Origin of the sequence: Psychromarinibacter halotolerans, assembly GCF_029168315.1 — a bacterium.
Classification (GTDB): domain Bacteria; phylum Pseudomonadota; class Alphaproteobacteria; order Rhodobacterales; family Rhodobacteraceae; genus Psychromarinibacter; species Psychromarinibacter halotolerans.
The window spans coordinates 627,192-654,105 of record NZ_JARGYD010000001.1 but is presented as its reverse complement, the minus strand read 5'-3'; the positions used below and the strand labels follow the sequence as shown (position 1 = coordinate 654,105).

The window sequence follows — 26,914 nt, the reverse complement described above, 5'->3', positions numbered from 1 at the left end:
CCTGCTGCCTAGTGCGGCGCCGTTTTCGAGAACAGGTGTATGACAAGAATGCCGGTCAGGATCAACGCGATGCCAAGGACCGCGGGCAGGTCCAGCCGTTGCTGGAACACCAGAAGACCGATCACCGCGATGAACACGATACCAAGCCCGGACCACACCGCATAGGCGACGCCAACAGGCACCGTCTTTAGCACCATCGCCAGAAGGTAGAAGCTGACGCCGTAGGCGACGAAGACCACCACCGTCGGCAACGGGCGGGTGAACTGCTGGCTGGCTTGCAGCGCGGTGGTCCCGATCGTCTCGCACAGGATGGCAAGCACGAGGTAGGCATAGGTCATCATGGCGGCTCCTTCCGTTGACCCCTAGCGCGGGTCCGACGCGGGGGGAAGCGCGTTTGTCACAGCCTCGATTCCGTGTAGGCTTGACCCAAGGACAGGGAGGACAGTCCAATGACGGTTGCCGACGACGTCGCCGCGCTTTTGGCGCGGCTGGAAAGCGGCCGCGATCTGGTGATCGACGGGGACGTCCACATCACCGATCCGGATCGGCTGCCGGATTGGCAGCGCAAGCGGCGCGCGGCCAACCCCGACTATTACCACGGGCGCACGATCTCGGCCGAGGATGCGGTGGCAGAGATGGACGCCGCCGGGGTCGACATGGCGCTGGTCTGGCAGAACCCGGCAGCGACCGAGTACGGCGACGATCCGGCGGCGAACTATCAGGCGCTGCTAGAGGCCAACCGCTACATCGCGGATGCCGCGCGGCGCTTTCCCGGGCGGTTCATCCCGGCGGGCTGGACCGACCCCAAGGCGCTGGGGCTGGACGGGGCCTTGCGGCTGGTGGACGAGTTGACCGGCGCGCTTGGCATGGCGATCGTGAAGATGAACCCGGCGCAGAACGCCTATCGCATGGCGTCCGAGCCCGTGATGGCGACCGTCGCGCGCATCGTCGAGCGGGGGGCGGTGCCAGCGTTCCACTTCGGGTCCGACACGCCTTATACCCCGGCAGAAGACCTGCGCGCCGTGGCCGAGGCCTTTCCGCAGGTGCCGGTGATCGGCGTTCACATGGGCGGCGGCGGCGCAGCCTATCCGGACTCGGACGAGACCTATGCCAAGGCGCGGGCGCACGGGCTGGAGGTGCCGAACATCTTCTACGTCCTGTCCGCCAAGCGCGACACGCATATCGAAAGCGACCTGATCGCCTATACCGCCGCCGGACCCGAAGCCGCAGCGCGGATCGCCTGCGCGTCGGACGCGCCGTATGGGCGGATGACTTGGAATTTCGGCGGATACCGGGCGATGTTCGGCGCGCTGGCACAGGGGCAGGGCAATCCCGACCCGCGCCTGGCGCCGGGCATGTTCACCGATACCGTCGTGGCGGGCTACATGGGCAACAACCTTGCGCGGCTGGCGGCTTCGGCCATCCGGCGCTGGCAGGCCGTGCACGCCGATCAGGTTGCGATGTAGCGGTCGCGGCGGTGGTTGAAGGCGATGGTAAGGTTCAGCACCACCGCGCCCAGCAGCGACCACAGGATCACCTGCGGCGGGAACAGCAGGAACCCGATGGCGAAGATCACAGCGTCGACCAGAAGCTGGACGTAACCGGCCTTGAACCCGGTGCTGTCCTGCACGATCAGCGCCACGACGCCCAGCCCGCCCAGCGACCCGTTGTGCCGGAACATCGCCAACAGGCCGATACCCGTAGTGGTGCCGAACACGACGGCCGCGACGCCGGGCGCCATTTCGCCCACGGTCCAGCCCATCGGCAGAAGCGAGGTGATCCCCGACAGCAGCGTGACCGACAGCAGCGATTTGAAGGTGAACTCGGCCCCAAGACGGCGATAGGCAAGGACGTAGAAGGGCAGGTTGACGATGAAGAACACGGCGCCGAACGGCCATCCCGACAGGTACGAGATGATCACGGCAACGCCTGCGGTCTGACCGGTGATCAGCCCCGCGCTGGTCAGGACATGTACCCCGATCCCGCACAGGAAGATGCCGATGCCAAGGCCCTGGACGTCGTCCAGTGGCGTGTGTTCGACAGTGTTCGGCAGGTCTTTTCGCATATGCGGCGATTAGGACAGAATACCTGACCCGTCAATGATCTTCAGCGATCTCCGCCGCGTGCCTGCGGGTTCGGGCCCACTCTGCCGCCTCGCGCCGGGTCAGGGTGGGGCGGGCCTTGTCGCCATAGGTTTCGGGGGTCTGGCCGTATTGCTGTAGGGCCAAGCGCAAAGAGCTTCGCGCCGGCGGGGACAGCGCCGCCAGCGCCATTTGGCCCGGGAACAGGCTTTCCACCGGCATCGCGTTGCTGGTCAGGATCTCGTGCCGTGGCATCAGGACGTGGACATAGACCATTGCCGGACAGCCGTGCCGGACCCGGACGCCGCGCAGGGGCAGCAGGCCACAGGCCGGCGCAAGCATCTGACGGCCTTCGTCCTCGGTCAGCAGAACCCGATGCTGCGGCGAAAGATCGACCGAGTCCGATGGCGTGCCCGGGCCCAGCGCGCCCGGCTCGAACCGGATCGGGCGGCGGCCGTCCTCGCGCCCGCGAAAATCGGCGCGGCTTCGGCCGGTCCATAGAACCGGCTGCGGGCCGTGGTCCAGCGTCATGACCCTGTCGCCCGCCCGCAACCGCCCTGCCTGCACGGCGCCCGATGGCGTGTCGACGGGCGTCGCGGAGGTGAAGCAAGCGACGTTCGAATACAGTTCCGAGCTAGAGGTATTGTCGCTGCTGCCCGCCGGATCGCCATCGCGCGATTCGACCGGATAAAAGCTGGATCCCGCCGGGAAGCCGGTCACCCATGCGGGAACCGAGAATCCCACGTTCTCGCCGCCGATGCGGATGACCCAGACCTCGACCCCGCTGGCATCCACAAGCGAGAATTCCGCCTGAACCACGTCGCCCGCGCTGTACGTCTTGCCGTTCAGCGTAATGTCCTGGTTCAGGACCTGCGCCGCGCCGGTTTCGGTATAGCCGTCTTCGAAATACGGGTCGTCGTCGGTTATGTGAAGCTGTGCCGGCGCGCCGCCTTGATAGGTGTAGGTATATCCCGTCCACGTCGGCTGCGCCGGGTCGTAATACTGCGCATTGGGGTGGTTGGCATCCATGTCGTACAGGATGTTGGACTGTGTCAGGTGCCCCGGAAGGTTGACCCGGTCCCATTCGTATATCGCGACAATCGGCATCGAAACCACGCAGCTTTTGCGTGGACATTGCACGAGTTCGGTTAAGGAACCGTGTTCGGCCCTCGGCCTTGGGTCGCGTCGCCCGCGCGGACAGCCGCGCGGGCAGGGCGTGGCCTAGCCGACCAGCGCCTTGTTCAGGTTCTCGTCGATCTTCTCAAGGAAGCCCATCGTGGTCAGCCAGCCCTGATCCGGGCCCACCAGCAGCGCAAGATCCTTGGTCATGAACCCGTCCTCGACCGTCTGCACGACCACCTTTTCAAGCGTCGTGGCAAAGGACATCAGGGCGATGTTCTCGTCCAGCTTGGCGCGGTGCTTCAGACCGCCGGTCCAGGCATAGATCGACGCGATCGAGTTGGTCGAGGTCTGCTTGCCTTCCTGGTGCTGGCGATAGTGGCGCGTGACGGTGCCATGCGCGGCCTCCGCCTCGACGATCTTGCCATCGGGCGTCATCAGCTGCGACGTCATCAGCCCCAATGAGCCATAGCCCTGCGCCACGGTGTCGGACTGCACGTCGCCGTCGTAGTTCTTGCAGGCCCAGACATAGCCGCCCGACCATTTCAGCGCACTGGCGACCATGTCGTCGATCAGCCGGTGCTCGTACCAGATGCCCTTTTCCTTGAACTGGTCCTCGAACTCTTCCTCGAACACCTGCTGGAACAGATCCTTGAAGCGGCCGTCATAGGCCTTGATGATCGTGTTCTTGGTCGACAGGTACACCGGCCAGCCAAGGCTGAGGCCATAGTTGAAGGACGCGCGGGCGAAGTCGATGATCGACTGGTCGAGGTTGTACATCGCCATCGTCACGCCGGACGAGGGGGCATCGTAGACCTCTTTCTCGATCACCGTGCCGTCTTCGCCCTCGAACTTCAGGGTGATCTTGCCCTTGCCGGGGAAGCGGAAGTCGGTGGCCTTGTACTGGTCGCCGAACGCGTGGCGACCGACGACGACGGGCTTGGTCCAGCCCGGCACAAGGCGCGGCACGTTGCGGCAGATGATCGGTTGGCGGAACACCACGCCGCCCAGAATGTTGCGGATGGTGCCGTTCGGGCTGCGCCACATCTTCTTGAGACCGAATTCCTCGACCCGTGCCTCGTCAGGGGTGATCGTGGCGCATTTCACGCCCACGCCGACCTCTTTGATCTTCTCGGCGGCGTCGATGGTGATCTGGTCGTCGGTCTCGTCCCGGACCTCGATCGACAGGTCATAGTACAGCAGGTCGATGTCCAGATAGGGCAGGATCAGCTTTTGCTTGATGAAGTCCCAAATGATGCGGGTCATCTCGTCGCCGTCGATGTCGACGACGGGGTTGTCCACCTTGATCTTGGTCATGGGGTCTCCGATGGCTGGAATCGCTGGATGCTTGCCTCTTACAGGAAAGGAGGCCGCGCAGGAAGATCGTATGCGATAGTATACATACCCCGTCCCACGGCTTTGGCGGCAAGGGGGCGAATGTGGTATCCTGTACGCATTGAACAAAGACCCATTTGACGAAACCCATTGGAGAGACCGATGCCAAAGCGGATCGCGATTTTCTGCGACGGGACGTGGAACCGCCCCGACGCCCCCGAGACGACCAACGTCTACAAGCTGCACAAGGCCGCGCTGCAAACCGCGCCGGACGGGATCACGCAGATCCTGAAGTACATCCCCGGCGTCGGCACCGGCTTTGGCATGACGGGCGCGCGAAAGTACTGGGATATCGCCGTGGGCGGCGCATTTGGCACCGGGGTGACGCGCAACATCCTGGCCGCGTACCGCTTCCTGATCGAACACTACGAGCCCGGCGACCATATCTTCATCTTCGGGTTCTCGCGCGGGGCCTTCACGGCGCGGTCGCTGGCCGGGCTGATCCGCGCCTCTGGGCTGCCGCCGCACGCGATGGCGCACCGGGCGGCCGAGGGGCTGAAACGGTATCGCGACAGCAGCGACACGACGAAGCCGGGCAGCCCCGAAAGCCATGAATTCCGGCTGGAGTATTCACCCGGCGTGGCCACCAGCGCGGCAGAGCAGGCGTGGCGGCGGGACAACAACGCGCCCGAGGGGCATTTGCTGACGATCACCTATCTTGGCGTCTGGGACACGGTGGGCGCGATGGGCATTCCCGGCCACTACAAGCTGCTTGCCCAGATCTTCAACCGCAGCCACGGGTTCCACGACACCCAGCTGTCCAGCAGCGTAACCGCCGCGCGCCACGCCGTGTCGATCGACGAACGGCGGCGGACCTTCCCGCCGACGCTTTGGGGCAACCTCGACACGCTGTCCCGGATCGAGCCGGGCAAGGGGCCGACGCATCGGCAGGAATGGTTTTCGGGCGACCACGGATCGGTCGGCGGCGGGGGCGAGATCGTGGGGCTGTCGAACATCGCGATGCGTTGGATCGCCGCAGGCGCCACCGATCAAGGGCTGGTCTTCGAACCGGGCCAGATGACGGGATTTCGCGGGGCAGAGAACCACCTGGACGCGCTGCACAACACCGCGGCGCGGGCAGGGGTCCTGAAGCGCCTGCTGCGCCGGAACGCCAAGGACCGGGTCGGAGAGCATGGCCCCCAAACGCTGGCGGATCTGTCCCGTCCGGCCCAGTGCCGATGGCGGAACGGGCCAGAGTATCGTCCCGTCTCATTGGCGCCATTCGCAGCGGATTTGAACCTGATGCCGCGCTGCACCGAACAGGAGCTTTCGGAATAATCGGAACCTCGAGCGGCCTGTCGCGTTGACTGCACAACACATGCGATCTGCGTGAAAGGAGACTGAACCAATGGACCTTATTCGCATCATCTTCGCGATCATTCTGCCGCCGCTGGGTGTTTTCCTGCAGGTTGGCCTTGGCAAGCATTTCTGGCTGAACATCCTGCTGACGCTTCTGGGCTATATCCCGGGCATCGTGCACGCTGTGTGGATCATTGCGCGCACCCCGGAACACCAACCGGCGTAAGACAGACATAATTGACGTCTGAACTGGATCGGACCCGCACGGCACACCCGCCGCGCGGGTCTTTTCCTATGTGTGCGGTGTTCGCTTGCTCTCAGGCGGACGCGGCCCAAGCCGCGATGGCGGGTTGTAGGTCGCCATAGCCGGTGAACCGCCGCTCGTATCGCAGGCCAAGACGCGCGGCGCAGTCCTGTGCACGGGCGTCCAGCGCCGGATCGTCGGTCTGCGCCTGATACACCAGCGTTTCGTAATGCCCGAAATAGGTCGGCAGAAGCTCGGGGTGGCGGTCAAGGCCAAGCGGCTTCCAGACGAAGGCATCGAACTGGCGGACCAGAAAGTCGGTCAGGTAGAACGCGGTGAACTCGTCTCCGGCGCGGGCAAGGAAGGTCTCATTGCCCTCGAAGAAGGAATAGCAGTGCGGCCCTTCCAGCATGGACACACCCAGTTCGGCGCAGCGCCGCGCGAGCAGCCCGCCGGTGCCGCAATCGGCATAGACCACGTGGATGGCGTCATAGTTCGGGCGATGCCGGGCGACGGCCTCGGCCACGGCGTCGGGGATACGGTCGGGGCGGTTGTGCAGGATGGCAGGCAGGCACATCAGGTCCAGATGAGTCCAGCCGTTGGCCCGGATCAGCGCAAGGATCTCGCGGGCCAGCGCACCGCAGGCGATCAACAGCGTGGAGGCCCGTCCATCCGCCGCCATCCCGGACACGGTCAGCGTCGCGTCGTCGGGCGGCGCGGGGGTGTCGGTCATCGCTTCAGGCGGACCGCCGTGCCATAGGCCAGCACCTCGGACGCGCCCTGCTGGATCATCGAAGTCTGCACCCGGGCCGCCACGATGGCGTCGGCGCCAAGCTGATATGCCTCGTCGATCATGCGGTCGATGGCCTGCTCGCGCGAGCCTGCCAGAAGCGACGCGTACTCTCGCACCTCGCCGCCCACGAGGTTGCGAAGCCCCGCGACGATATCGGTGCCAAGGTGTTTGGCGCGCACGGTCGAGCCGCGCACAAGGCCAAGCACCTCGGCGATCTCTTGTCCGGCGACCGCGTCGGTGGTCACGATCAGCATGTCATTTTTCGATGTGGTCATAGTGATCGTCCTCGGCGTTTCCGATCCGGTCGGCGATCACGCGCCAGACCACGTACCCCACCAGCGCGGCGGGAATGAAGGCCAGCCACGCGCCCGGCACGGCAAGGGCCGTCAGCGCAAGGCTGGCGACCCAGACGGTGATCCCCGCCGCCACGACGACGATCACCAGCAGTAGAACGAACTTGTCCAGCGGCATCCCGGCACCTCCTGTCATGGAATGTGGGGCCACGGCGGACGCGGCGCAACCTTTTCAGCGCGCGCCGGTCTGTTCCGTCAGCCGGTGGCCAGCTGGTTGTGCTTGCGCGCCATCATCGCCTTCGCGGTTTCGACCGCGACCGCCGCATCGCGGCAATAGGCGTCCGCGCCGATGGCCTTGCCGAATTCCTCGTTCAGGGGGGCGCCGCCCACCAGCACGATGTAGTCGTCGCGCAGGCCCTGTTCGACCATCGCGTCGATCACGACCTTCATGTAAGGCATCGTCGTCGTCAAAAGCGCCGACATTCCAAGGATATCGGCGTCGAACTCCTTGATCGCGTCGATGTAATTCTCGACCGGGTTGTTGATCCCGATGTTCATCACCTCGAACCCGGCGCCTTCCATCATCATCGTCACAAGGTTCTGGCCGATGTCGTGGATGTCGCCCTTGACCGTGCCGATCACCATGCGGCCGATGGTCGGCGCGCCGGTTTCCGCCAGCAGGGGTTTCAGGATCGCCATGCCGCCCTTCATCGCGTTGGCGGCCAGCAGCACTTCGGGGACGAACAGGATGCCATCGCGGAAATCGACACCGACGATGGTCATGCCGCCCACCAGCGCCTCGGTCAGGACCTTGTAGGGGGTCCAGCCGCGTTCCAGCAGGATGTTCACGCCTTCTTCGATCTCGTCCCGCAGCCCGTCGTACAGGTCGTCGTGCATCTGCTGCACAAGTTCCTCGTCGTCGAGGTCCGACAGGATCAGGTCGTCTTCGTCGTCAGCCATGCAAAGTCTCCCGCACGGATCGATTACGCTGGGTCTTCTTCATTACTGGGCGAATGCGCCGATGTTGGGGCGGCCGATTGCGACATCGGGCGGTCCGTGACCGACGCCTCGCGGAATCGGTACTAGCCGATGTTCCCTTTACGTTCTATTTTCAGCGCATGGACTCGCACATGACCTCAGATAGCACTGTCGCGCCCGACCGGCGCAAGGGGCGCGCGGCGCTTGGAAATCCCGCCAACCGCTTCGAACGGCTGGCATCTTCGGCCGTCGACGACGGTTGGGACCGGGACGAGGATCTGCCGCCCCTACGCACCGAGGTGTCCGAGGAACGCCCGCGCACGGTGATCACGCGGAACACGTCGCCCGACGTGCCATTCGACCGCTCGATCAACCCGTACCGGGGGTGCGAACACGGCTGCATCTATTGCTTCGCGCGACCGACGCACGCCTATCTTGGCCTGTCGCCGGGGCTGGATTTCGAGACCAAGCTGATCGCGCGCCCCGACGCGCCAGAGGTGCTGGCCAAGGAACTGGCCGCGAAACGCTATCGCCCGCGCACGCTGGCCATCGGGACCAATACCGATCCCTATCAGCCGATCGAGAAGGATTATGGCCTGATGCGCCGGACGCTGGAGGTGCTGCGCGACTTCCGGCACCCAGTCGGGATCGTGACAAAGGGCACGCTGATCGAGCGGGACATCGACATCCTGTCCGAGATGGCCGCCGACAACCTTGTGCGCGTCGGCATCTCGGTCACCACGATGGACCGCGACCTGTCACGCCGGATGGAACCGCGCGTGCCATCGCCCGAACGCCGCCTGCGCGCGATCGAGCGGCTGGCGAAGGCGGGGGTGCAGGTGCGGGTCATGGCGTCCCCGATGATCCCGGGCCTGACCGATCCCGATCTTGAGCGCATCTTGGCGGCAGGGCGAGATGCGGGTGCAATCGGCGCAAGCTGGATCATGCTGCGCCTGCCGCACGAGGTCAGCCCGATGTTCCGCGACTGGCTGGCCGAGCATTACCCCGACCGGATGACCCGCGTGATGGACAAGGTGCGCGAGGCGCATGGCGGCAAGGACTATGACGCCGAGTGGGGGCGCCGGATGCGGGGGCAGGGTGGCTATGCCGAGCTGATCGACCAGCGGTTCCGGCTGGCGGTGCGCCGGCTGGGCCTGTCGACCGACCTGCCGCCGCTGGACTGTTCGCTGTTCCGGATCCCCCCGCGAAAGGGGGACCAGCTAGAGCTGTTCTGACCGTCGTGCCGGTGTCAGCCGCGACGACGCCGGCGGCGGCTGCGGTCGGGGGCAGGGGCGTCGGCCTCGGTCCCGTCGCTGGGCGACGAGAACCCGCCAAGCGTCTCCGCGATGGCTTCCAGCGACGGACGCTCGCCTTTCGGGCGGGTTTCCAGCGCCTCGCGCATCTTTTCAAGGTGCTCGGGCATGGTGCCGCAGCAGCCGCCGATGATCGTCGCGCCGGAATCCCGCGCCATGACCGCGTAATCCGCCATCAGCTCGGGCGTGCCGTCATAGTGGATATGCCCCTCGACGTATTTCGGAATGCCCGCGTTGCCTTTCGCCACGATGGGAAGCGAACTGCCCTGGCTCGACAGACCCAGCACGGTGCGCAGCAGGTCGGACGCGCCCACGCCGCAGTTCGCGCCGAAAGCCAGCGGCACTTGCGGCAGCTTCTCGGCCAGCGTGGCCCAACCTTGCGAGGTCAGGCCCATCATCGTGCGCCCGGCGGTGTCGAAGCTCATGGTGCCGACGAAGGGCATCCCGGCCAGCTTCGCGGCCTCGGCGGCGGCCTTCATCTCTTCGGGGGCGCTGATCGTCTCGACCCACAAGACATCGGCGCCGCCTTCTTTCAGACCCTCGGCCTGTTCGTGGAACATCTCGACCGCGATGGCGTGAGTGAGGGTGCCCATCGGGGCCATGATCTCTCCGGTCGGGCCGACCGAGCCCGCGACGACCACCGTGCGGCCAGAGGCATCCGCGATCTCGCGGCCCAGTTCGGCGGCGACGCGCGACAGTTCGCGGGCGCGGTCCGCCGCGTCGTGCAGTTTCAGCCGCGAGGCGTTGGAGCCGAACGAGTTGGTCAGGAACAGGTCGCTGCCCGCGTCGACGGCGCCCTTGTACAGTGCGCGGATTTTGTCGGGCTCGTCCACGTTCCAGAACTCGGGCGCGTCGCCGGACGACAGGCCCATGTTGAACAGGTTCGTGCCGGTGGCACCGTCCGCAAGAAGCCAGTCGCGGTCGGCAAGCAGTCGGGACAGGGCGTCGCTCATGTGAAAGGTCCAATAGATTTGAGGCAGGGATGCACAAGGCATATCCCCGAAGGTTACGCAAGGCCACGGGCGCCATTATGGCGTAAACTGGCAATGATCATAACCCGGGCGCGACCGAAACCCGGAATCCGTCAGGACCGAGGCGTTCGCGCCTCACGCGGGCGGGTGATGCGGTCGGCAAGGTCCACGGCGGCAAGGCCAAGGTTGGCCGGGGTCGGGGCGGCGACGTACAGTGTTTCCCATGACGGGGCGAAGCTGGCCTTGAACCGGCGCAACCCGTCGGACCCGGACAGGCTGCGGAACCGCTGCGCCAGCGGCTTGGGCAGCGGCCAGTCGCGCGGGACGGCGGCCAGAGACAGGCGGGTGCAGTCCTCGTCGGCGGCGGCTTCGATGGCGTGGGTGACCAGCAGGTGCATGGTGCCCTGCGGCGCGTCGGCGCCGTGCACGACAAGGTCCAGCGTCTGTTCGTCGTGGCTTTCGTGAAAGGTCAGGAACGCCACCAGCCGGTCGCCATGATAGGCAAGGTGGCACCGCTGCCCGGCGACGTAGAACGCCGAAAACACCCCCATCGAAAAGCCCCGCGCCTTTTCACGGGTGTCCGCCAGGGCGCGCATTTCGGCCAGCGGCAGCGCGGCGCCCCAGTCCGACACCAGCGTCAGGTCCGTTTTTTCGGCCTTGCGGACCTGTCGGCGCAATTGCCGCCGCGACGGGCTGCCAAGGTCGAACCGGCGCGGATCAAGCCACGCCTCGTGCGAGACGGGCATCACCGACCAGCCCAGCCGCCGCGCGGCGGCGGCGGTGCGCCCGCCGCATTTGTAGACGCACGGCACCCGCAGCCGATCCTCGGCCGCGCGGTCCAGCGCATGAAGCGCGATGGCAGGGTCCTGCCCACGGCGCAGCGGGTCGGACAGCATGATCAGGCTTTGCCCGGTCAGGGCCACCATCGACAGCGGCAGGTGGTGCGCGTTGCACAGCAGGTCGAACGCGCCCTGCCGCATCAGCCCCGCCTCGGCCCGGCGGGCGGTATAGGCCAGCGCCTGCGCCTTCACCGGCGGCACATGCGCCGCGATCACCGGGTCCAGCACCGGGCGGTCGGCATCCTCGTGCCGCCGCAGCGCCGGACCGGCCAGCAGGATCAGCAGCGCGACCGAGGCGGGCAGGGCGAAATACACCAGCCGGAACCCCATGATCGCCGCCAGCAGTTCGGGTTCCGGCAGGTGGGGCAGGAAGGTCAGCGTCACATACTCGAACGGTCCCACGCCCCCCGGCGTGGTGCCGAACAGGCCCGCGAACAGCGCCAGCAGGAAGACGGCATAGAACAGGTCCGGCGCGGGCAGAGCGTCCTTTGGCAGCAGGACGTACAGCGCAAGCGCGGCGAACCCCGTGTCGGCGGCGGTGTAGATCATCAGCCGCACCTGCGCCCGGATCGGCGGCAAGGCGCGGCGCATGTGCAGCAAGTGCCGGGGGCGCCACAGCGACATCGCAAACAGCGCGATCGCCGCGATCACCGCGACACCGGCAAGCAGGCGCCAGCCGCCGGACAGCACCGGCGTCACCGCCAGCGTCGCCGCCGCCAGAACGGCAAGACACAGCATGAACGCGACAGAGACACCCACGGTCAGCCGCATCGCCTGCCACACCGACATCTCGGGGAACATGCGCCAGCGCGCCAGCGCGCCCGTCAGCAGGCCGAAGCCGGTCAGCTGCGACGCGCCGACCGCGCCGATCCCGGCGATCTGCGCATAGCGTTCCGGCGCGCCGGTGGCGCCCAGCCGGTGCATCACCCACTCGAACCGTCCGAACGCCCAGAAGCTCCCCGCCGTAGCCAGCACCGCCAGCAGCCACTGGCCCACGCCGATGTCACCTGCCGCGGCGATGACGGCCCGCAGGTCCATCGCCGCAAGCTGCCGGATCAGCAGGTAGCCCATGATCACCAACAGCCCCAGCGGCAGCACCTGCCGGGTCAGCAGGGCCCGCAGGCCATCCTCGTTTTCCGTATTGTCCGTGTCCGCCGTCGCGCGGTGCACCATCCGACCCTCCGGCCAAGCCCGCGACGGGCATACGCCACAAGCCCTTCGCAAAGGCTTAAGACCCGCGTCGAGCGGGAAGGGTGGTTAACGATGGTGTGGGGAAGGGACGGCCACGCAGGGCCGGAAACGCGCCGCCGGACAGGACCGCCGGCGCAGAAAGCTTAGAACAGGCTGCGGGTCACTCCGGCAGTTCTTCCATCAGCTGCGCCTTGGCGACGGTCATCAGCTCGGACATCTTCGCGCGGATCGTCTTTTCGTCGGCCTTGCCTTCGAGATCGCCGGACACCTTGCGATAAACGTCCTCGTCACCGGCTTCCTCGAAATCGGCGCGGATGACTTCCTTTGCATAGTCCTCGGCGTCCGAGCCGCTTTTGCCCATAAGCTCGGCGGCCCACAGGCCCAGAAGCTTATTGCGACGCGCCTCGGCCTTGAACTGCATCTCGGCATCGTGGGCGAACTTGTTCTCGAAGGCGTTCTCGCGATCGTCAAAGGTGGTCATAGGGTCCTCTCGGGCTCTCGTTCCGGTCGTTCCCCATATGCCCGTGGCACCTGCGTTAGGCAAGGCCCGCCTTGTCTTGCGATGTGCGGTCAACTGGCCTATAGGGGCCGCTCAGGGACGGGATACGTACCCCATCCGATCGGAGATTTCATGGCAAGGCGCAAGAAGCTTTACGAGGGCAAGGCGAAGATCCTGTACGAGGGCCCCGAGCCCGGCACGCTGGTGCAGTACTTCAAGGACGACGCCACCGCCTTCAACGCCGAGAAGAAAGACGTCATCGACGGCAAGGGGGTTCTGAACAACCGCCTGTCCGAGTATTTCATGACGGGCCTCAACAACATCGGCGTGCCCACGCACTTCATCAAGCGCATCAACATGCGCGAGCAGCTGATCCGCCAGGTCGAGATCATCCCGCTGGAAGTCGTCGTGCGGAACGTGGCCGCCGGTTCGCTGTCGAAGCGGCTTGGCATTGCAGAGGGCACCGCGCTGCCCCGGCCGATCATCGAGTTCTACTACAAGGACGACGCGCTGGGTGACCCGCTGGTCACGGAAGAGCACGTCATCGCCTTCGGCTGGGCCGCGCAGCAGGACCTTGACGACATGGTCGCGCTGTCGCTGCGGGTCAACGACTTCATGTCCGGCATCATGCTGGCGGTCGGCATCCGTCTGGTGGACTTCAAGATCGAGATCGGCCGCGTCTGGGACAACGACTTCCAGCGCCTGATCGTGGCGGACGAGATCAGCCCCGACTCGTGCCGGCTGTGGGACATCGAAACCGGCCAGAAGCTGGACAAGGACGTGTTCCGCCGTGACCTTGGCAACCTTGCGGACGCCTACACGGAAGTCGCGCGGCGCCTTGGCGTGCTGCCGTCGAACGTGACCCACGCGACGAAGCCGCACCTGATCAATTGAAAGCGACACCGCCTTGGTGTGGTTCGCTGACTTCGAGACCTTGACGACAAAGACAACGGGCCGGGCCCCGGGGGTATGCACATGAAAGCGCGTGTTCAGGTGATGCTGAAGAACGGGGTCCTTGACCCGCAGGGCGAGGCCGTGCGCCACGCCCTTGGATCGCTGGGCTTCGACGGGGTCGAAGGTGTCCGGCAAGGCAAGGTGATCGAGATCGATCTGGCCGAGACCGATGCCGACGCCGCCCGCACCAGCGTCACCGCGATGTGCGAGAAGCTTCTCGCCAACACGGTGATCGAAAGCTACGAGATCGAGATCGACTGACATGCGGCGGGTGCGGACGATGCCCACGCGCCGTTCGCCCGCCGGGGTGGCGGCATGAAGGCGGCCGTCCTGACGGAATACCGCGCGCCGCTGTCGGTGCAGGACCTTCCCGATCCTGTCTGTCCCGAAGACGGCGTTGTGTTGGAGGTTCTGGCCTGCGGCGTCTGCCGCTCTGACTGGCACGCGTGGACCGGCACCGATCCCGATATCGTGCTGCCGCATGTTCCCGGGCACGAATACTGCGGCATCGTGGTCGAGACGGGCGCGCGCGTCACGCGCTGGTCGCCCGGTGATCGGGTGATCGCGCCCTTCATCCTTGCCTGCGGTCAATGCCCCGCCTGCCAGTCCGGCAACCAGACGACATGCCCCACGCAGGTCGTGCCCGGCTTCACCGTGGCCGGGGCCTTTGCCGAACGCATCGCCGTGGCCCATGCCGACGTCAACCTGACCCGTCTGCCCGCGTCGATGGACCCGGCGCTTGCCGCGGCCCTTGGCTGTCGGGTGACGACCGCGTGGCATGCGCTGACCGGCCGCGCCGCGCTGAAGCCGGGCGAGTGGCTGGCCGTCTGGGGCACCGGCGGGGTCGGGCTGTCCGCGATGCTGCTGGGCCGGGCGCTTGGCGCACGCGTCGCAGTGGTCGACGTGGTGGGCGAAAAGCTGGACCACGCGCAGGACCTTGGCGCCGACGCGGCCATCGACGCGTCCAAGGGCGACCCGGTCGCGCACCTGCGCGAGATCACCGGCGGCGGCGCCCATGTCGCCGTCGAGGCGCTGGGGATCGCGGAAACCACCCGCAACGCCTTGCTATCGCTTCGGAAACTCGGACGTATGGTGCAGGTCGGAATGCCCGCCGGCAGCCACGTCACGATGCCGTTGCCGATGGATGCCGTCTATTCCGGTCAACTGGCGATCTATGGTACACGCGGGATGCCGGCCCACCGCTATCCCAGCCTTCTGTCGCTGATCGAAGGCGGGCAGGTGGACCTGAACCCTTTGATCGCCCGCCGCATCGGCCTGTCGCAGGCCAGCAACGAACTTGCCGCCTTCGACGCACCCGCCCCCCCGGGCGTCGCCGTCATCACCGATTTCTCGTCATGAGCGCATCCCGCAAAGCAAGGGCAGCCCTTCAAGACGCCCTTCTTCGCGAGCGTGACTGCCCGCTGGATGAAAAGGGCTATGTCGTCTCGCTCGCGGACAATCTTGTCGATGGAGTGGACGACCAAGATTTCCGTGACGATTTGAGCGGCGGAGCTGGCAAAGAATTGGAGGGCAAGTTTCGGGCCCCTCATTCCTCTTCAGCGTTGGCGGTCAACAGCTTCGCCCCGTTCCGACGCAAGCTCAACGCGTTTCGTATGCCCAATCTGCCGGCTGCCGGCAGTATCGCATTTGAAGTAAAATGCCCGAACGGACTGGCGCGCGCACAGCCACCGAACCTCGATGTTCTTGTGACCTCGAAGGATGTGATCGTGGGTGTGGAATCGAAGCTACTGGAGTATTTTTCGCCCCACCGGGCGGCCTTTTCGGCCCGCTACAGGACCGAATTGCCAGATCACCTGCGCGACGGTCCGTGGTTCGCAGAGATGCTTCGACTGTCAGAGGACCCCCAAAGCTACCGTCACCTTGATGCCGCACAGTTGGTCAAACATGCGTTCGGGCTCGCGCACACGTTCCGGGAAAACTCAACTCGCCTGCTCTATGTCTTCTGGGAACCGGGGGATGCGGACCAAATCCCCGAATGCCGGCGCCATAGGCAGGAACTGCAAGACTTCGCCGACCGCGTATCAGGCGGAACGCCGCAATTCTCCTATTTGTCTTACCCGGAACTCTGGGATAACTGGAGCACCGCCGAAACCGATTGGGTTCAGGCCCATGCCAGCGCGCTGCAAAGGCGCTACGGGGTCGTTTTGAACGAGAGGAAAGCCACATGAAAGCCGCCGTCATCGTCTATCCCGGCTCCAACTGCGACCGCGACCTTGCGGTGGCCTTCGAGCGCGCGGGCGCCGAGGTCACGATGGTCTGGCACAAGGACACCGCGCTGCCGGCAGGGCTGGACATCGTCGGGGTGCCGGGCGGGTTCTCTTACGGCGATTACCTGCGCTGCGGCGCGATCGCGGCACAGTCGCCGATCACCCGCGCGCTGGCCGACTTCGTGCACGCCGGTGGCCATGCCATCGGCATCTGCAACGGCTTTCAGGTGCTGACCGAAACCGGCCTGCTGCCCGGTGCGCTGATGCGGAACTCGGGGCTGAAGTTCATCTGCCGCAGCGTGGGCCTGCGCGTCGCGACGACCGACAGCGTTTTCACCCGCGATTATTCCGACGGGCAGGTGATCCACCTGCCGGTTGCGCACCACGACGGCAACTATGTCTGCGATCCCGACACGCTGAAACAGCTTCAGGACGAGGACCGCATCGCCTTCACCTATACCGACAACCCGAACGGTTCCGTGGCCGATATCGCGGGCGTTCTGTCGGGCAATCGCCGGGTGCTGGGCCTGATGCCGCACCCCGAGCGCGCTGTGGACGACGCGCATGGCGGCACCGACGGGGCGGCGGTGTTCCGCGCAGTGGCCGGGCTGGTGGAAGCCGCCTGATCGCGCCGCGCTTGAGCACGGTGCGCCGCCGCTCTAGATTGACGCAATGACCGAAACCAAGGACACGCGCACCGAATCCGTGCGCACCGCGCTGTCATGGCGGGTGCGGGCGTTCCTTGTCGTGTTCATCTGCGCCGCCGTCGCGGTGGTCTGGATCACCAACCAGTTCCTGACCGAACGCTACACGGTCGCGACAAAGAACCGGGCCGAGGTGCGGCAAACGCTGTACGCGGGTAACCTGCAAAGCGAATTGCAGCGGAACTCGATCGTGCCGCTTCTGTTGTCGCGCGACCCGGTGCTGATCGGGGCGCTGAACTCGGCCGACTTCAGCCAGACCTCGCTGCGCCTGATCTCGGTGATGGACGAAATCGGCGCCGCGTCCATCATGATGCTGGACGCCAGCGGCCGGACCGTGGCCGCCACCGACCGGGGCCGGATCGGGTCGGCGCATCGTCAGGCCCCCTATTTCATCGAGGCGCTGCGGTCCAACGACACGGTGTTCAACGCGGTCCAGAACGACAGCGGTGCGATGCAGTTCTCGTATTCGCGGCGGATCGAAGCCGGGGGCGAGCTGATCGGCGTGATCGTGGTCGAGGTCGACCTGAGGAAGTACGAACAAAGCTGGTCCACGATTTCCGACGCGGTGATCGTCACCGACAGCGAGGGCCGCATCATCCTGTCGACAGAGCCCCGCTGGCGCGGCCTGACCGAGGAAGAGGCGCTGAAACTGCGGTCTGCGCCATCGGCCATCGAACGGGCGATCCGCGCCACCGCCGACTGGGCCGCCCTTCCGACCGAGGCGTTCTATCGCGGCAGTGCGCTGATGCGGCTGGAAAACCGCATCCCGTTCCGGGGCTGGCGCATGGTGACCTTCACCACCTACGGCAGCGTGCGCGAACGGGTGAACGGCGTTCTGGCGCTTGAGATCATGTTCTTCGCCATCCTGCTGGCCGGCGCGTTCTACCTGTCCAGCCGCCGCGCGCTGGCACGATCGATCTTTTTTCAGAAAGAAACAGCGGAACTTCGCCAGCTGAACGAGGCACTGCAGCGAGAAATCGCCGAACGCGAACGGGTGGAAAAGAACCTTGAAGTGGCCGAGCAGACGCTGGCCCAAAGTTCGAAACTCGCGGCGCTTGGCGAGATGTCGGCCAGCGTCAGCCACGAGCTGAACCAGCCGTTGGCGGCGATGAAAACCTACCTTGCCGGGGCCAAGCTTTTGCTGCAGCGCAGACGCCCCGAAGAGGCCCTGACAAGCTTCCAGCGCGTCGACGATTTGCTGGAACGGATGGGCGCCATAACTCGGCAGCTAAAAAGCTTCGCGCGCAAGGGCGGCACCGCGGTCGAACCGCTGGACGCAAGGGCTTGTATTTCCTCGGCTTTGTCGATGATGGAGCCGCAGTTGAAGGACCGGAAGGTCCGCATCACGCGGTCGCTTCCGGACCAGCAGGTGATGATCCTTGCCGACCGGCTGCGGCTGGAGCAGGTGCTGATCAATCTGCTGCGCAACGCGCTGGACGCCACCAAAGAGACGGCAGAGCCCTCGATCGACATCCTGCTGACGGTGGGCCAGATCGCCACCATCACCGTCCGCGACAACGGTCCGGGGATCGAGGATCTCGAGTCCCTGTTCGAGCCCTTCTACACCACGAAAGCCCCCGGCGACGGGGTCGGCCTTGGCCTTGCGATTTCGTCAGGCATCGTGAAGGAGCTCGGCGGAAGACTATATGCAAGGAACGGCCGGGTGGGCGGCGCCGTTTTCGAAGTACGACTTCCGCTCATCGATGCGGACGTTAAGGCTGCCGAATGAGGTACTAAAAAATATGACGCAGGCTATGAAAATTGCCATCATCGACGACGAACAGGATATGCGTCAGTCGATCAGTCAGTGGCTGGCTCTGTCCGGCTTCGACACCGAGACCTTTGCCAGCGCAGAGGACGCGCTGAAGTCGCTCGGGCCGGACTATCCCGGCGCGGTGGTCAGCGACATCAAGATGCCCGGCATGGACGGGATGCAGTTTCTCAAGAAGCTGATGAGCGTGGACAGCGCGCTTCCCGTCATCATGATCACCGGCCACGGTGACGTGCCGATGGCGGTCGAGGCGATGCGCGTGGGCGCGTTCGACTTTCTGGAAAAGCCGTTCAACCCGGACAAGATGACCGATCTGGCCAAGAAGGCCACGCAACGCCGCCGCCTGATCCTGGACAGCCGCGCGCTGCGCAAGGAGCTGTCGGACGGCTCGACGCTGATGAAGAAGCTGATCGGCGCGTCGCCGGTGATGGAGCGGCTGCGCGAAGACATTCTGGATCTCGGGCAGGCGGACGGACACGTCCTGATCGACGGCGAGACCGGCACCGGCAAGACGCTTGTGGCGCACGCGCTGCACGCGGTGGGCGCCAAGGCGGGCAAGAAGTTCGTCCTGCTGTCCTGCGCCGCGCATGACAAGGACTCGCTGGCTGGCAAGCTGTTCGGCCCGGTCGAGGACGGCAGCGGCCTTCCGGCGCTGGAAGAAGCGCGCGGCGGCACGCTGGTGCTTGAGGATGTCGAGGCGCTGCCGCAAGAGCTGCAGGCACGGCTGCTGTCGTGGATGAACGATCAGGGCACCCCGGCCGAGACCCGCATCGTCGCGATCTCGAACCTGCAAGAGCAGGGCAAGACCTGCGAGGACGTGCTGCGGCCCGACCTGTATTTCCGCCTCGCCGCGATGAAGATCACCCTGCCGCCGCTGCGCCAGCGGGGCGAGGACATCCTGATGCTGTTCACCCACTTCTCGGAACAGTTCGCCGATGAATACGGCTGCGACGCGCCGCAGGTTTCGGCACAGGAAGCCGCGCAGCTTCTGCAAGCGCCGTGGCCCGGCAACATCCGCCAGCTGATCAACGTCGCCGAACGCGCCGTGCTGCAGAACCGTCGCGGCACCGGCACCATCGCATCGCTGCTGATGGCCGAAAGCGACGAACAGCAGCCGGTGATGACGACCGAAGGCAAGCCGCTGAAAGAATATGTCGAGGCGTTCGAACGGATGCTGATCGACAACACCATGCGGCGTCACAAGGGGTCCATCGTCGCGGTGATGGACGAGTTGTGCCTGCCGCGCCGGACGCTGAACGAGAAGATGGCGAAGTACAATCTTCAGCGCTCTGACTACCTGTAAACACACGGTTGCGGACCTGTAGGCCGGACAGCCTGCGGGTCCGCGTCCGACGCGCAGGCCGCGCCGTGGCATCGCGGGACGTGCGAATGAAACGCGGCGTTGCGGCCCAAGACGCGTTGCGCGCGTCAGTTGTGCAAGGTGAACGCCATTCGACCTTACCAATGTTTCCAAACACTGTACGGTCGGATCACATTCATCATTGTATTGGGGATACATTCGCCCTTATGTTACATCTTAGCGCGGGACGAACGATAACTTCGCGACCGCCTACCGAATTGAATTTTCATGTTTTTCCAACCATCGGCCCCCCGCCGGGAAACTCATGAGATCAAAACCAGGCCCGCAGGGGCCGGGGAATCGCCCGCAAAGCCGTCACCGGCCGGGCCTAGTTGGCGTCCGTAACACCGGATGCCGGAGAAGAACCGCGATGAGGCGCGCAGGACGATACATGACAGGTGAACTGGCCAGCGGGCCGGTCATCGAGTCGCGTCGCGCGCCAGCATTCGCCCAGAAAACACCGATCCACAAACTAGCCGCGCCTCCGGGCGACGGCTTCGACGTGCGGTGCCCAAGGACTACATGGCAAAGAAGATGCTTATCGATGCCACCCACGCGGAAGAGACCCGCGTTGTGGTGGTCGACGGAAACAAGGTCGAGGAATTCGACTTTGAAACGGAAAACAAGCGCCAGCTAGCAGGCAATATTTACCTGGCAAAGGTCAGCAGGGTCGAACCCTCGCTGCAGGCGGCGTTCATTGAATACGGCGGCAACCGGCACGGTTTCCTCGCATTCTCCGAAATCCACCCCGATTACTACCAGATCCCCGTCGCCGACCGCGAAGCCCTGCTTGCGGAGGAACGCGCGTACGCGGCGCAAGAGGACGAGGACGAAGACGAGGCGCCCAAGAAGCGCCGGTCGCGGTCTCGCCGTAAGCCGAGGGCCGAGAAGGCGGAAACCGTCAAGTCGGATGACGCCGTCGCAACCGGCGAAGTGTCCAGCGACGACATCCCCGGCATGGGCGTTGTCGACCTTGGCGAAGAGAGCGACAGCGACGAAACCGTCGACAGCTCGGACGCCGGACGGGTGGACGCTGCCGAAGACGCGACCCAGTCTGACGCGTCCGATGCCACCGCCGCGGACGACGTGTCCGACGACGATGATCACGACGACGACGACGATCACAGCCACGACGACGACCAGCCCTATGCGGCGGTCGATCACGCGACCGAACTGGATTCCGAGATCGAATCCGTCGCGGAAGAGGACGTCGCCGAGGAAATCCGCCGCCCGCGCAAGCCGCGTGCCCGGAAGTACAAGATCCAGGAAGTCATCAAGGTCCGGCAGATCCTGCTGGTACAGGTCGTCAAGGAAGAACGCGGCAACAAGGGCGCCGCGCTGACCACCTACCTGTCGCTGGCCGGCCGGTACTGCGTCCTGATGCCCAACACCGCCCGTGGCGGTGGCATCAGCCGCAAGATCACCAACGCCGCCGACCGCAAGAAGCTGAAGCAGATCGCGACCGAGATCGACGTGCCCGATGGCGCGGGCCTGATCGTGCGGACCGCCGGTGCCAAGCGCACCAAGTCCGAGATCAAGCGCGACTATGAATACCTTCAGCGGATGTGGGAACAGATCCGCGAACTGACGCTGAAGTCCATCGCGCCCGCCAAGATCTATGAGGAAGGCAACCTCATCAAGCGGTCGATCCGCGACCTGTACAACCGTGACATCGACGAGGTTCTTGTCGAGGGCGAGGCCGGCTATCGCGTGGCCAAGGACTTCATGAAAATGATCATGCCGTCCCACGCGAAAAACGTGAAGAACTACTCTGAACCGATGCCGCTGTTCGCGCGCTATCAGGTGGAATCGTACCTTTCGTCGATGTTCAACCCGGTCGTACAGCTTCGGTCCGGGGGCTACATCGTCATCGGCGTGACCGAGGCGCTGGTCGCCATCGACGTGAACTCGGGCCGCGCCACCAAGAAGGGCTCGATCGAGGAAACCGCGCTTGAGACCAACATGGAGGCGGCCGAGGAAATCGCCCGCCAACTGCGTCTGCGCGACCTTGCCGGCCTGATCGTCATCGACTTCATCGACATGGAAGAGCGTAAGAACAACGCCTCGGTCGAAAAGAAGTTCAAGGACAAGCTCAAGACCGACCGCGCCCGCATTCAGGTGGGCCGGATCTCGGGCTTCGGCCTGCTGGAAATGTCGCGTCAGCGTCTGCGTCCCGGCATGCTTGAAGCAACCACGCAGCCTTGCCCGTCCTGCCACGGCACCGGTCTGATCCGGTCGGACGACAACCTTGCGCTGTCGATCCTGCGCCAGCTGGAAGAGGAAGGCACCCGCCGCAAAACGCGCGAAGTGCTGCTGAAGGCGCCCATCGGGATCGTCAACTTCCTGATGAACCAGAAGCGCGAGCATGTCGCCGGGATCGAGGCACGCTATGGCATGTCGGTCCGGATCGAGGCCGACCCGCACCTGATCTCGCCCGACTTCTCAATCGAGAAGTTCAAGACGGCGACCCGTCCGGTGGCCGAGGCCGCGCCGGTGGTTTCCGTAACCGCCGAACTTATGGCCGATCTCGACGAGGTCGAGGAAGAGGACACCACCGAGGATCAGGTCGACACGTCCTCCGAGGACTCGGGCGACGACAACGGCGACGACAAGCCGAAGAAGCGCCGTCGCCGGCGTCGCCGCCGTCGTGGCAGCGGCAACGTCAACGGCGAGAACGGGTCCAACGGCGAGAACGGCAACGGTCAGGACACGCAAGACTCGGATGGGTCCGAAGAGTCCGACGAGGCCAAGCCGAAGCCCGCCAAGGAAGAGGCCGCCAAGGACGATGCGTCCGAGGCGACCGAAGCCAAGCCCGAAGGGGACGAGGCCGAAGTCGCCGAAGAGAAGCCCAAGCGCCGCCGTCGGTCGCGCTCGCGTTCGCGCAAGTCGTCGGATACGTCCGAAACCAGCACGGAACAGGCCGCGACCGAAACGCCGGAGGCCGCAGAGCCTGTCGCGCAGGACGCCGTCCCCGAGGCTGCGGAGGTCGTGACCGAGGCACCTGCTGCTGAAGCTCCGGCCGCGGAAGAGATGGCAGAGACCCCGTCAGAGCCGGTCGCAGAAGAAGCTGCGCCCGCGCCCGAGCCCGCTGCGGAACCCGAGACGGATGAACAGCCCGAACCGGCGCCGGTGGCAGAGCCCGAACCCGAGCCCGAAACGGTCGCCGAGGACAGCACGGATGAGACCGGTACGGAAGAGGCCCCGGCCGCCGCGCAGGACGAGACGCCTGAACCCGCAATGGCCGAGGACTCCGCCGAAGCGGACGCCCCCGCCAAGCCCAAGCGACGCGGTTGGTGGTCGATGGGCCGCTAAGGTCTGGACCACAGCACAGAACAGGGGCGGCCCACGGGCCGCCCTTTTTCGTGTCCGACCCCGATTACATTCCCTTTGGTGGCATTCGCAAATTCTTAATCGCCTTAAAAGCGAAACACACCGGCGACTTCGCGCGCTACATGCGCCGCGGGCGAGATGTGGTTGATAATCTGTTCGAAATCCCGCAATCATCCAGCACGGGTGAGGGGTTATTCGATGTCCGATTTCAGAAAGCTTAGTACGACTCTTTCTTATGCGCGGCTTGGGCTGGTCTCGCTGACTGCCGCGATCGCTCCGATCACCGGCGCGGCGCAGGAACTTTGCGGTGCCGACCTGTTCGAAGGCGAGCCGGACGCCGACAGCCTGATGGCCAAGACGCTGGAATTCCTCGACCTGCTGGAAGCCAGCGGCGTTGTCGCGTTCACGGGTGTCGAAGGGAAGATGTCGGTCACCGCCGCGCGCGAGGCGCTGCTGGACGGGGTCGCCAGCGCGACCCTGCTGACCTGCGTGGTCAACGCCGACAGCATCGAATTCAACGACGGCTCCGAGAACCTTGTGATTGCCTGCGGCGGGCTGGGAACGCCCACCGTGGTCGCGGCACCGGCACCTGCGGCGGAAGACGTGGCCGAGGACGCGCCCGCCGAGGAGGAAACGCTTGTCGATCTGGTGGACGACACTGCCGACGAACAGGTCGACCAAGCCGATGACGAACTCGCCGCCGACACCGGCGACGCGGGGGGCGAGGACACCGAAGCCGAGCCCGTCACCGAAGTGACGGCCGCCACCGAGGCTGGCCTGCCGACCGGACAGTTGTTCTGCACCACCGAGATCGCGACCATCGAACAATACCTGAGTTCCGAGGCCTAGGCCCGGGCCGTCGTCCCGCGAGACGCCCATGATTTCAGCATTCATTCCATTTCGCGATTGGTCGATTGAACGGCTTGGTGCCTGCCTTGACCGGCTTCGGGACCTGCCGAGCATCACCGAGATCATCCTTGTCGACTTCGGGTCTGCCGAACCGCTGGGGCAGGTCGAGGGCTGCCGCGTCGTGCGCGTCGAATCTGGGCGCTGGTGCCTGTCCGAGGCCAACAACATCGGCATCGCCGAAGCCAGCAACGACGTCGTCCTGAAAATCGACGCCGACGTTCAACTGCTGCTGCCCGACGACACGCTGGCCGGGTTGGCCCGGTCGGTCGCGGACGGGCAGGCGGATTTCGTCAATCTGCAAGCAACCGACTTCGACTATATCGACGGGCGCGTGTCCCGTAAGCGGCTTCGCCCAAGCTGGGGAGAGGGCTGCTGCAACCTGTTCAGCCGCGCGGCGGTGATCGAGATCGGCGGCTTCGACACCCGGTATTTCGACTACGGAGGAGAGGACAACGACCTGTGCCAGCGGCTGCGGCGGTATGGCCGGCGGGTGGATGTCTTTAGGTCGGACATGGTGCTGCATGAACGCCATCCCTATTCGGATGCCCGGGCGCAGGGTCAGTTTACCGAGGATCACAAGAAGACGCTGCTCGCCGACGCCTCGATCTTCCGGTCGCGGCCGTTTCGCTATTCGGATTATCGCAACCCCGACGCCTTCGGACCGGCCATCACCGTGGCGATCGCCACCATCGACCGCACCAACCGCGCCGATCACCTTGCCTATTGCCTGAACGGGCTGGCGGGGCAGACGGTGCAGGATTTCGAGGTGGTGATCTGCGAGAACGGCACGCCCGAGGGGGCGCGGCTGGACCTGCCGGCGTTGCAGGCGGCCTTTCCGATGCTGGACATCCGGCTGCTGACGCTGGGCGACCCCTCGATCCCGACCGCCCGCAACCGGATTACCGATGCGGCGCGCGGGTTCTACATCGCGGTGCATGACGACGACGACTTTTCGTTCCCGTCGCGGTTCGAGGATCAACTGGACTGCTTTACCACCCACGAGGGCGCGCACGGCTGTCATTCCAGCTGGATCGAGTTCGACGAATCCACCGGCGGGCTAAAGTCCTTTATCGGCCAGTCGCGCGACATCAACGACCTGCTGCGCCGGCAGGGGAAGGTCTCGCTGCATGGGACCGGCTTCTACCGGCGCGACGCGATGCAGCGGATCCGCTACGACGAAAGCCTTGTGCTGAGCTCGGACCACCATCTGCACACGCGGATGGCGCTGGCCGGGCTGAACATCCCGCACACCCGTCAATTTCACGTCCTGCGCCGCCTGCATGGCGCCAGCGTGTCGGCCACTGGCCCCGAAATCCAGCGCGACGTCTCGGGCCGGACGAATGCGGCGTACAAGTATTTCATGGGCGGGTCGTTCCTTGCGGCGGTGCGCGCCCGCAAAGAGAAAAAGCTGTGGTCCGCTGGTTTTCCCACCATGCGCGAGATGCTGTCGTATCTGCCCGACGACTTCGGCGCGTTCCGCATCGACCTTGATGTCGAGACGGCGCTGGCGCTGGGGCTGGACCCGATCTTCGGCGCCGGAGGCGGCGCGACCGAACAAGAGGCGGGCGGGCTTGCCTTCGTGCCAGCCTATCGGGGCTATGGCTATGACACCCGGCTGGTCTTGCGTTCGGCAAAGGCGCTGACCGCCGGCGAGGTGATGCAGCGGCTGCCGGAATACCGCGACCTGCGCGGCGTCGACGTGGTGTCGGACGCCGAACTGTCCAGCGACCCGGCGCTGCGCGATCTTGGCGCGCTGGTGGTGGCGCAGGGGCATCGCCGCGTAATCTCGCGCCCGTACCCGGACATGACCTCTGCGCTGGCCGCGCTGCCCCGGTCGGTCCTGGGCTTCGGGCTGGGGCGGATCAACTTCTTCGCGGTGAACCACCCCGAGGAAGGCGTCCACGTCATGCTGGGAACCTACAAATCCGTCACAGATTTGGAACATGCGCTGAGCATGGCGAATGCCGGAACCACCGGCGATTTCATCGCCGTGTCCAACGGCGGCAAGCGCGGGAGTTTCAATGGAAATTAGCTTCCACTACGCGCGCGACCGCCAGTACTACGCGATCCGGTTCGGCGCGGGCCCGTTCGAGACGGTGCCCTTCCTGTCAGAACTGCGGTTCTGGGGCGTCGACCGCTTTCCCTGCCCACGGCTTAGCACGGTGGCGGCACTGATCGCGCTGGGGGATCACCCGATGACCTCGGCCACGTTGCCGAACGCCGAATTGAACGTGCCGCTGTGCGCCGCGATCTCGGAACATTTCGGGATCGAGCTTCACCCGTCCAAGTACAACGCCGAACGCCGCGACCTTGCGGGCGGCGATCTTGTCGTGGCGCCGACGCGGTTCACCGCACCGCGCGATCCGCGCACCTTCGTCGACGGTGGCGAGGTTCTGACGTGGATCAGCCTCGATGACATCGGCGGGCCGCTTGGGGGGCTGGTGCGCACCAACCTCGATGCGTTCCAGATGGACGAGATGACCAAGAACCTTGTCGTCGCGCTGTGCTGTGCCGGCAAGGAGGTCGGGCATATCGTGCTGGACGGCGCCCCGCCGAAACTGGCGCAGCTGATGCACTGGCTGGGTCTGGAACTGGTTACCCCGTCCGAGGTCTAGGCCAGCCGCAGCGCCGACCGGACACTTC

Annotated in this window: 27 protein-coding genes; 16 read left to right on the top strand and 11 right to left on the bottom strand. The window is 65.3% G+C overall.

Annotated elements, in window-relative coordinates; genetic code table 11:
* Positions 1-8 precede the first annotated feature (8 nt).
* A complete protein-coding gene (locus P1K30_RS03120; RefSeq protein ID WP_275631559.1) occupies positions 9-338 on the bottom strand; it encodes a DMT family transporter in 330 nt (109 codons plus the stop codon).
* A 111-nt stretch (positions 339-449) separates the two neighbouring features.
* Between P1K30_RS03120 and P1K30_RS03115 the strand changes: the two genes are divergently transcribed.
* A complete protein-coding gene (locus P1K30_RS03115; protein ID WP_275631208.1) occupies positions 450-1,466 on the top strand; it encodes an amidohydrolase family protein in 1,017 nt (338 codons plus the stop codon).
* On the opposite strand, the gene P1K30_RS03110 is transcribed toward P1K30_RS03115, so the two are convergent.
* The 3 genes from P1K30_RS03110 to P1K30_RS03100 form a co-directional block, all read right to left on the bottom strand.
* Entirely contained in the window at positions 1,451-2,065 is a 615-nt protein-coding gene (locus tag P1K30_RS03110) for a YitT family protein (RefSeq protein ID WP_275631207.1), read from the bottom strand. The genes P1K30_RS03115 and P1K30_RS03110 overlap by 16 nt on opposite strands.
* Before the next feature lie 31 nt (positions 2,066-2,096).
* Positions 2,097-3,188 (bottom strand): Hint domain-containing protein, encoded by a 1,092-nt coding sequence (locus tag P1K30_RS03105; protein ID WP_275631206.1) that lies wholly within the window; start codon positions 3,186-3,188, stop codon positions 2,097-2,099.
* A gap of 114 nt (positions 3,189-3,302) precedes the next feature.
* Positions 3,303-4,517 (bottom strand): NADP-dependent isocitrate dehydrogenase, encoded by a 1,215-nt coding sequence (locus tag P1K30_RS03100; RefSeq protein WP_275631205.1) that lies wholly within the window; start codon positions 4,515-4,517, stop codon positions 3,303-3,305.
* 180 nt (positions 4,518-4,697) lie between these two features.
* Here P1K30_RS03100 and P1K30_RS03095 point away from each other — a divergent pair, with 180 nt between their 5' ends.
* Positions 4,698-5,873 (top strand): DUF2235 domain-containing protein, encoded by a 1,176-nt coding sequence (locus P1K30_RS03095; RefSeq protein WP_275631204.1) that lies wholly within the window; start codon positions 4,698-4,700, stop codon positions 5,871-5,873.
* A 70-nt stretch (positions 5,874-5,943) separates the two neighbouring features.
* Positions 5,944-6,120, top strand: a complete 177-nt coding sequence (locus tag P1K30_RS03090) for a YqaE/Pmp3 family membrane protein (protein WP_275631203.1) — start codon at positions 5,944-5,946, stop codon at positions 6,118-6,120.
* Positions 6,121-6,211: 91 nt separating this feature from the next.
* On the opposite strand, the gene P1K30_RS03085 is transcribed toward P1K30_RS03090, so the two are convergent.
* The 4 genes from P1K30_RS03085 to P1K30_RS03070 form a co-directional block, all read right to left on the bottom strand.
* Entirely contained in the window at positions 6,212-6,871 is a 660-nt protein-coding gene (locus P1K30_RS03085; RefSeq protein WP_275631202.1) for a DUF1638 domain-containing protein, read from the bottom strand.
* Positions 6,868-7,206, bottom strand: coding sequence for a YbjQ family protein (locus tag P1K30_RS03080; RefSeq protein ID WP_275631201.1), 339 nt, complete (start codon positions 7,204-7,206; stop codon positions 6,868-6,870). The genes P1K30_RS03085 and P1K30_RS03080 overlap by 4 nt, the downstream gene beginning before the upstream one ends.
* Positions 7,187-7,402, bottom strand: coding sequence for a hypothetical protein (locus P1K30_RS03075; RefSeq protein WP_275631200.1), 216 nt, complete (start codon positions 7,400-7,402; stop codon positions 7,187-7,189). The genes P1K30_RS03080 and P1K30_RS03075 overlap by 20 nt, the downstream gene beginning before the upstream one ends.
* Before the next feature lie 77 nt (positions 7,403-7,479).
* Positions 7,480-8,184: a corrinoid protein gene (locus tag P1K30_RS03070; protein WP_275631199.1), complete on the bottom strand. Its 705-nt coding sequence runs from the start codon at positions 8,182-8,184 to the stop codon at positions 7,480-7,482.
* A 170-nt stretch (positions 8,185-8,354) separates the two neighbouring features.
* Here P1K30_RS03070 and P1K30_RS03065 point away from each other — a divergent pair, with 170 nt between their 5' ends.
* Complete coding sequence (locus tag P1K30_RS03065; RefSeq protein WP_275631198.1) at positions 8,355-9,437, top strand: PA0069 family radical SAM protein; 1,083 nt, start codon at positions 8,355-8,357, stop codon at positions 9,435-9,437.
* 14 nt (positions 9,438-9,451) lie between these two features.
* Here the strand turns inward: P1K30_RS03065 and bmt are convergent, their stop codons facing one another.
* The 3 genes from bmt to P1K30_RS03050 all read right to left on the bottom strand — a co-directional run bounded on the left by bmt (position 9,452) and on the right by P1K30_RS03050 (position 12,997).
* Complete coding sequence (gene bmt, locus P1K30_RS03060) at positions 9,452-10,468, bottom strand: betaine--homocysteine S-methyltransferase (RefSeq protein ID WP_275631197.1); 1,017 nt, start codon at positions 10,466-10,468, stop codon at positions 9,452-9,454.
* A gap of 131 nt (positions 10,469-10,599) precedes the next feature.
* Positions 10,600-12,498 (bottom strand): phosphatidylglycerol lysyltransferase domain-containing protein, encoded by a 1,899-nt coding sequence (locus P1K30_RS03055; RefSeq protein ID WP_275631196.1) that lies wholly within the window; start codon positions 12,496-12,498, stop codon positions 10,600-10,602.
* 178 nt (positions 12,499-12,676) lie between these two features.
* On the bottom strand, positions 12,677-12,997 hold the full coding sequence (locus tag P1K30_RS03050; RefSeq protein WP_275631195.1) for a DUF1476 domain-containing protein: 321 nt from the start codon (positions 12,995-12,997) through the stop codon (positions 12,677-12,679).
* Positions 12,998-13,147: 150 nt separating this feature from the next.
* On the opposite strand from P1K30_RS03050, the gene purC reads away from it, so the two are divergent.
* The 12 genes from purC to P1K30_RS02990 all read left to right on the top strand — a co-directional run bounded on the left by purC (position 13,148) and on the right by P1K30_RS02990 (position 26,886).
* A complete protein-coding gene (gene purC / locus P1K30_RS03045) occupies positions 13,148-13,909 on the top strand; it encodes a phosphoribosylaminoimidazolesuccinocarboxamide synthase (protein ID WP_275631194.1) in 762 nt (253 codons plus the stop codon).
* Positions 13,910-13,990: 81 nt separating this feature from the next.
* Positions 13,991-14,230, top strand: coding sequence for a phosphoribosylformylglycinamidine synthase subunit PurS (gene purS, locus P1K30_RS03040; protein ID WP_275631193.1), 240 nt, complete (start codon positions 13,991-13,993; stop codon positions 14,228-14,230).
* Between the two features lie 54 nt (positions 14,231-14,284).
* A complete protein-coding gene (locus tag P1K30_RS03035; RefSeq protein WP_275631192.1) occupies positions 14,285-15,328 on the top strand; it encodes a zinc-dependent alcohol dehydrogenase family protein in 1,044 nt (347 codons plus the stop codon).
* Complete coding sequence (locus P1K30_RS03030; RefSeq protein ID WP_275631191.1) at positions 15,325-16,158, top strand: PGN_0703 family putative restriction endonuclease; 834 nt, start codon at positions 15,325-15,327, stop codon at positions 16,156-16,158. Before P1K30_RS03035 ends, P1K30_RS03030 begins: the two co-directional genes overlap by 4 nt.
* Positions 16,155-16,823: a phosphoribosylformylglycinamidine synthase subunit PurQ gene (gene purQ / locus P1K30_RS03025; protein ID WP_275631190.1), complete on the top strand. Its 669-nt coding sequence runs from the start codon at positions 16,155-16,157 to the stop codon at positions 16,821-16,823. The genes P1K30_RS03030 and purQ overlap by 4 nt, the downstream gene beginning before the upstream one ends.
* 46 nt (positions 16,824-16,869) lie before the next feature.
* Positions 16,870-18,630, top strand: coding sequence for a sensor histidine kinase (locus tag P1K30_RS03020; protein ID WP_275631189.1), 1,761 nt, complete (start codon positions 16,870-16,872; stop codon positions 18,628-18,630).
* A 13-nt stretch (positions 18,631-18,643) separates the two neighbouring features.
* Entirely contained in the window at positions 18,644-19,975 is a 1,332-nt protein-coding gene (locus P1K30_RS03015) for a sigma-54-dependent transcriptional regulator (RefSeq protein WP_275631188.1), read from the top strand.
* A 579-nt stretch (positions 19,976-20,554) separates the two neighbouring features.
* On the top strand, positions 20,555-23,344 hold the full coding sequence (locus tag P1K30_RS03010; RefSeq protein ID WP_275631187.1) for an Rne/Rng family ribonuclease: 2,790 nt from the start codon (positions 20,555-20,557) through the stop codon (positions 23,342-23,344).
* A 50-nt stretch (positions 23,345-23,394) separates the two neighbouring features.
* Complete coding sequence (locus P1K30_RS03005; protein WP_275631186.1) at positions 23,395-23,583, top strand: hypothetical protein; 189 nt, start codon at positions 23,395-23,397, stop codon at positions 23,581-23,583.
* A complete protein-coding gene (locus P1K30_RS03000) occupies positions 23,561-24,211 on the top strand; it encodes a hypothetical protein (protein WP_275631185.1) in 651 nt (216 codons plus the stop codon). Before P1K30_RS03005 ends, P1K30_RS03000 begins: the two co-directional genes overlap by 23 nt.
* 28 nt (positions 24,212-24,239) lie before the next feature.
* On the top strand, positions 24,240-26,303 hold the full coding sequence (locus P1K30_RS02995; protein ID WP_275631184.1) for a glycosyltransferase family 2 protein: 2,064 nt from the start codon (positions 24,240-24,242) through the stop codon (positions 26,301-26,303).
* Positions 26,293-26,886 carry a hypothetical protein gene (locus P1K30_RS02990; protein ID WP_275631183.1) on the top strand — a complete coding sequence of 198 codons (594 nt, stop codon included), beginning with the start codon at positions 26,293-26,295 and terminating at the stop codon, positions 26,884-26,886. Before P1K30_RS02995 ends, P1K30_RS02990 begins: the two co-directional genes overlap by 11 nt.
* Positions 26,887-26,914 lie beyond the last annotated feature (28 nt).

Excerpts from the sequence above, each read along its gene's own strand:
- P1K30_RS03120 (WP_275631559.1), bottom strand. The coding sequence starts at position 338 with ATGACCTATGCCTACCTCGTGCTTGCCATCCTGTGCGAGACGATCGGG.
- P1K30_RS03115 (WP_275631208.1), top strand. The coding sequence starts at position 450 with ATGACGGTTGCCGACGACGTCGCCGCGCTTTTGGCGCGGCTGGAAAGC.
- P1K30_RS03110 (WP_275631207.1), bottom strand. The coding sequence starts at position 2,065 with ATGCGAAAAGACCTGCCGAACACTGTCGAACACACGCCACTGGACGAC.
- P1K30_RS03105 (WP_275631206.1), bottom strand. The coding sequence starts at position 3,188 with ATGCCGATTGTCGCGATATACGAATGGGACCGGGTCAACCTTCCGGGG.
- P1K30_RS03100 (WP_275631205.1), bottom strand. The coding sequence starts at position 4,517 with ATGACCAAGATCAAGGTGGACAACCCCGTCGTCGACATCGACGGCGAC.
- P1K30_RS03095 (WP_275631204.1), top strand. The coding sequence starts at position 4,698 with ATGCCAAAGCGGATCGCGATTTTCTGCGACGGGACGTGGAACCGCCCC.
- P1K30_RS03090 (WP_275631203.1), top strand. The coding sequence starts at position 5,944 with ATGGACCTTATTCGCATCATCTTCGCGATCATTCTGCCGCCGCTGGGT.
- P1K30_RS03085 (WP_275631202.1), bottom strand. The coding sequence starts at position 6,871 with ATGACCGACACCCCCGCGCCGCCCGACGACGCGACGCTGACCGTGTCC.
- P1K30_RS03080 (WP_275631201.1), bottom strand. The coding sequence starts at position 7,206 with ATGACCACATCGAAAAATGACATGCTGATCGTGACCACCGACGCGGTC.
- P1K30_RS03075 (WP_275631200.1), bottom strand. The coding sequence starts at position 7,402 with ATGCCGCTGGACAAGTTCGTTCTACTGCTGGTGATCGTCGTCGTGGCG.
- P1K30_RS03070 (WP_275631199.1), bottom strand. The coding sequence starts at position 8,184 with ATGGCTGACGACGAAGACGACCTGATCCTGTCGGACCTCGACGACGAG.
- P1K30_RS03065 (WP_275631198.1), top strand. The coding sequence starts at position 8,355 with ATGACCTCAGATAGCACTGTCGCGCCCGACCGGCGCAAGGGGCGCGCG.
- bmt (WP_275631197.1), bottom strand. The coding sequence starts at position 10,468 with ATGAGCGACGCCCTGTCCCGACTGCTTGCCGACCGCGACTGGCTTCTT.
- P1K30_RS03055 (WP_275631196.1), bottom strand. The coding sequence starts at position 12,498 with ATGGTGCACCGCGCGACGGCGGACACGGACAATACGGAAAACGAGGAT.
- P1K30_RS03050 (WP_275631195.1), bottom strand. The coding sequence starts at position 12,997 with ATGACCACCTTTGACGATCGCGAGAACGCCTTCGAGAACAAGTTCGCC.
- purC (WP_275631194.1), top strand. The coding sequence starts at position 13,148 with ATGGCAAGGCGCAAGAAGCTTTACGAGGGCAAGGCGAAGATCCTGTAC.
- purS (WP_275631193.1), top strand. The coding sequence starts at position 13,991 with ATGAAAGCGCGTGTTCAGGTGATGCTGAAGAACGGGGTCCTTGACCCG.
- P1K30_RS03035 (WP_275631192.1), top strand. The coding sequence starts at position 14,285 with ATGAAGGCGGCCGTCCTGACGGAATACCGCGCGCCGCTGTCGGTGCAG.
- P1K30_RS03030 (WP_275631191.1), top strand. The coding sequence starts at position 15,325 with ATGAGCGCATCCCGCAAAGCAAGGGCAGCCCTTCAAGACGCCCTTCTT.
- purQ (WP_275631190.1), top strand. The coding sequence starts at position 16,155 with ATGAAAGCCGCCGTCATCGTCTATCCCGGCTCCAACTGCGACCGCGAC.
- P1K30_RS03020 (WP_275631189.1), top strand. The coding sequence starts at position 16,870 with ATGACCGAAACCAAGGACACGCGCACCGAATCCGTGCGCACCGCGCTG.
- P1K30_RS03015 (WP_275631188.1), top strand. The coding sequence starts at position 18,644 with ATGACGCAGGCTATGAAAATTGCCATCATCGACGACGAACAGGATATG.
- P1K30_RS03010 (WP_275631187.1), top strand. The coding sequence starts at position 20,555 with ATGGCAAAGAAGATGCTTATCGATGCCACCCACGCGGAAGAGACCCGC.
- P1K30_RS03000 (WP_275631185.1), top strand. The coding sequence starts at position 23,561 with ATGTCCGATTTCAGAAAGCTTAGTACGACTCTTTCTTATGCGCGGCTT.
- P1K30_RS02995 (WP_275631184.1), top strand. The coding sequence starts at position 24,240 with ATGATTTCAGCATTCATTCCATTTCGCGATTGGTCGATTGAACGGCTT.
- P1K30_RS02990 (WP_275631183.1), top strand. The coding sequence starts at position 26,293 with ATGGAAATTAGCTTCCACTACGCGCGCGACCGCCAGTACTACGCGATC.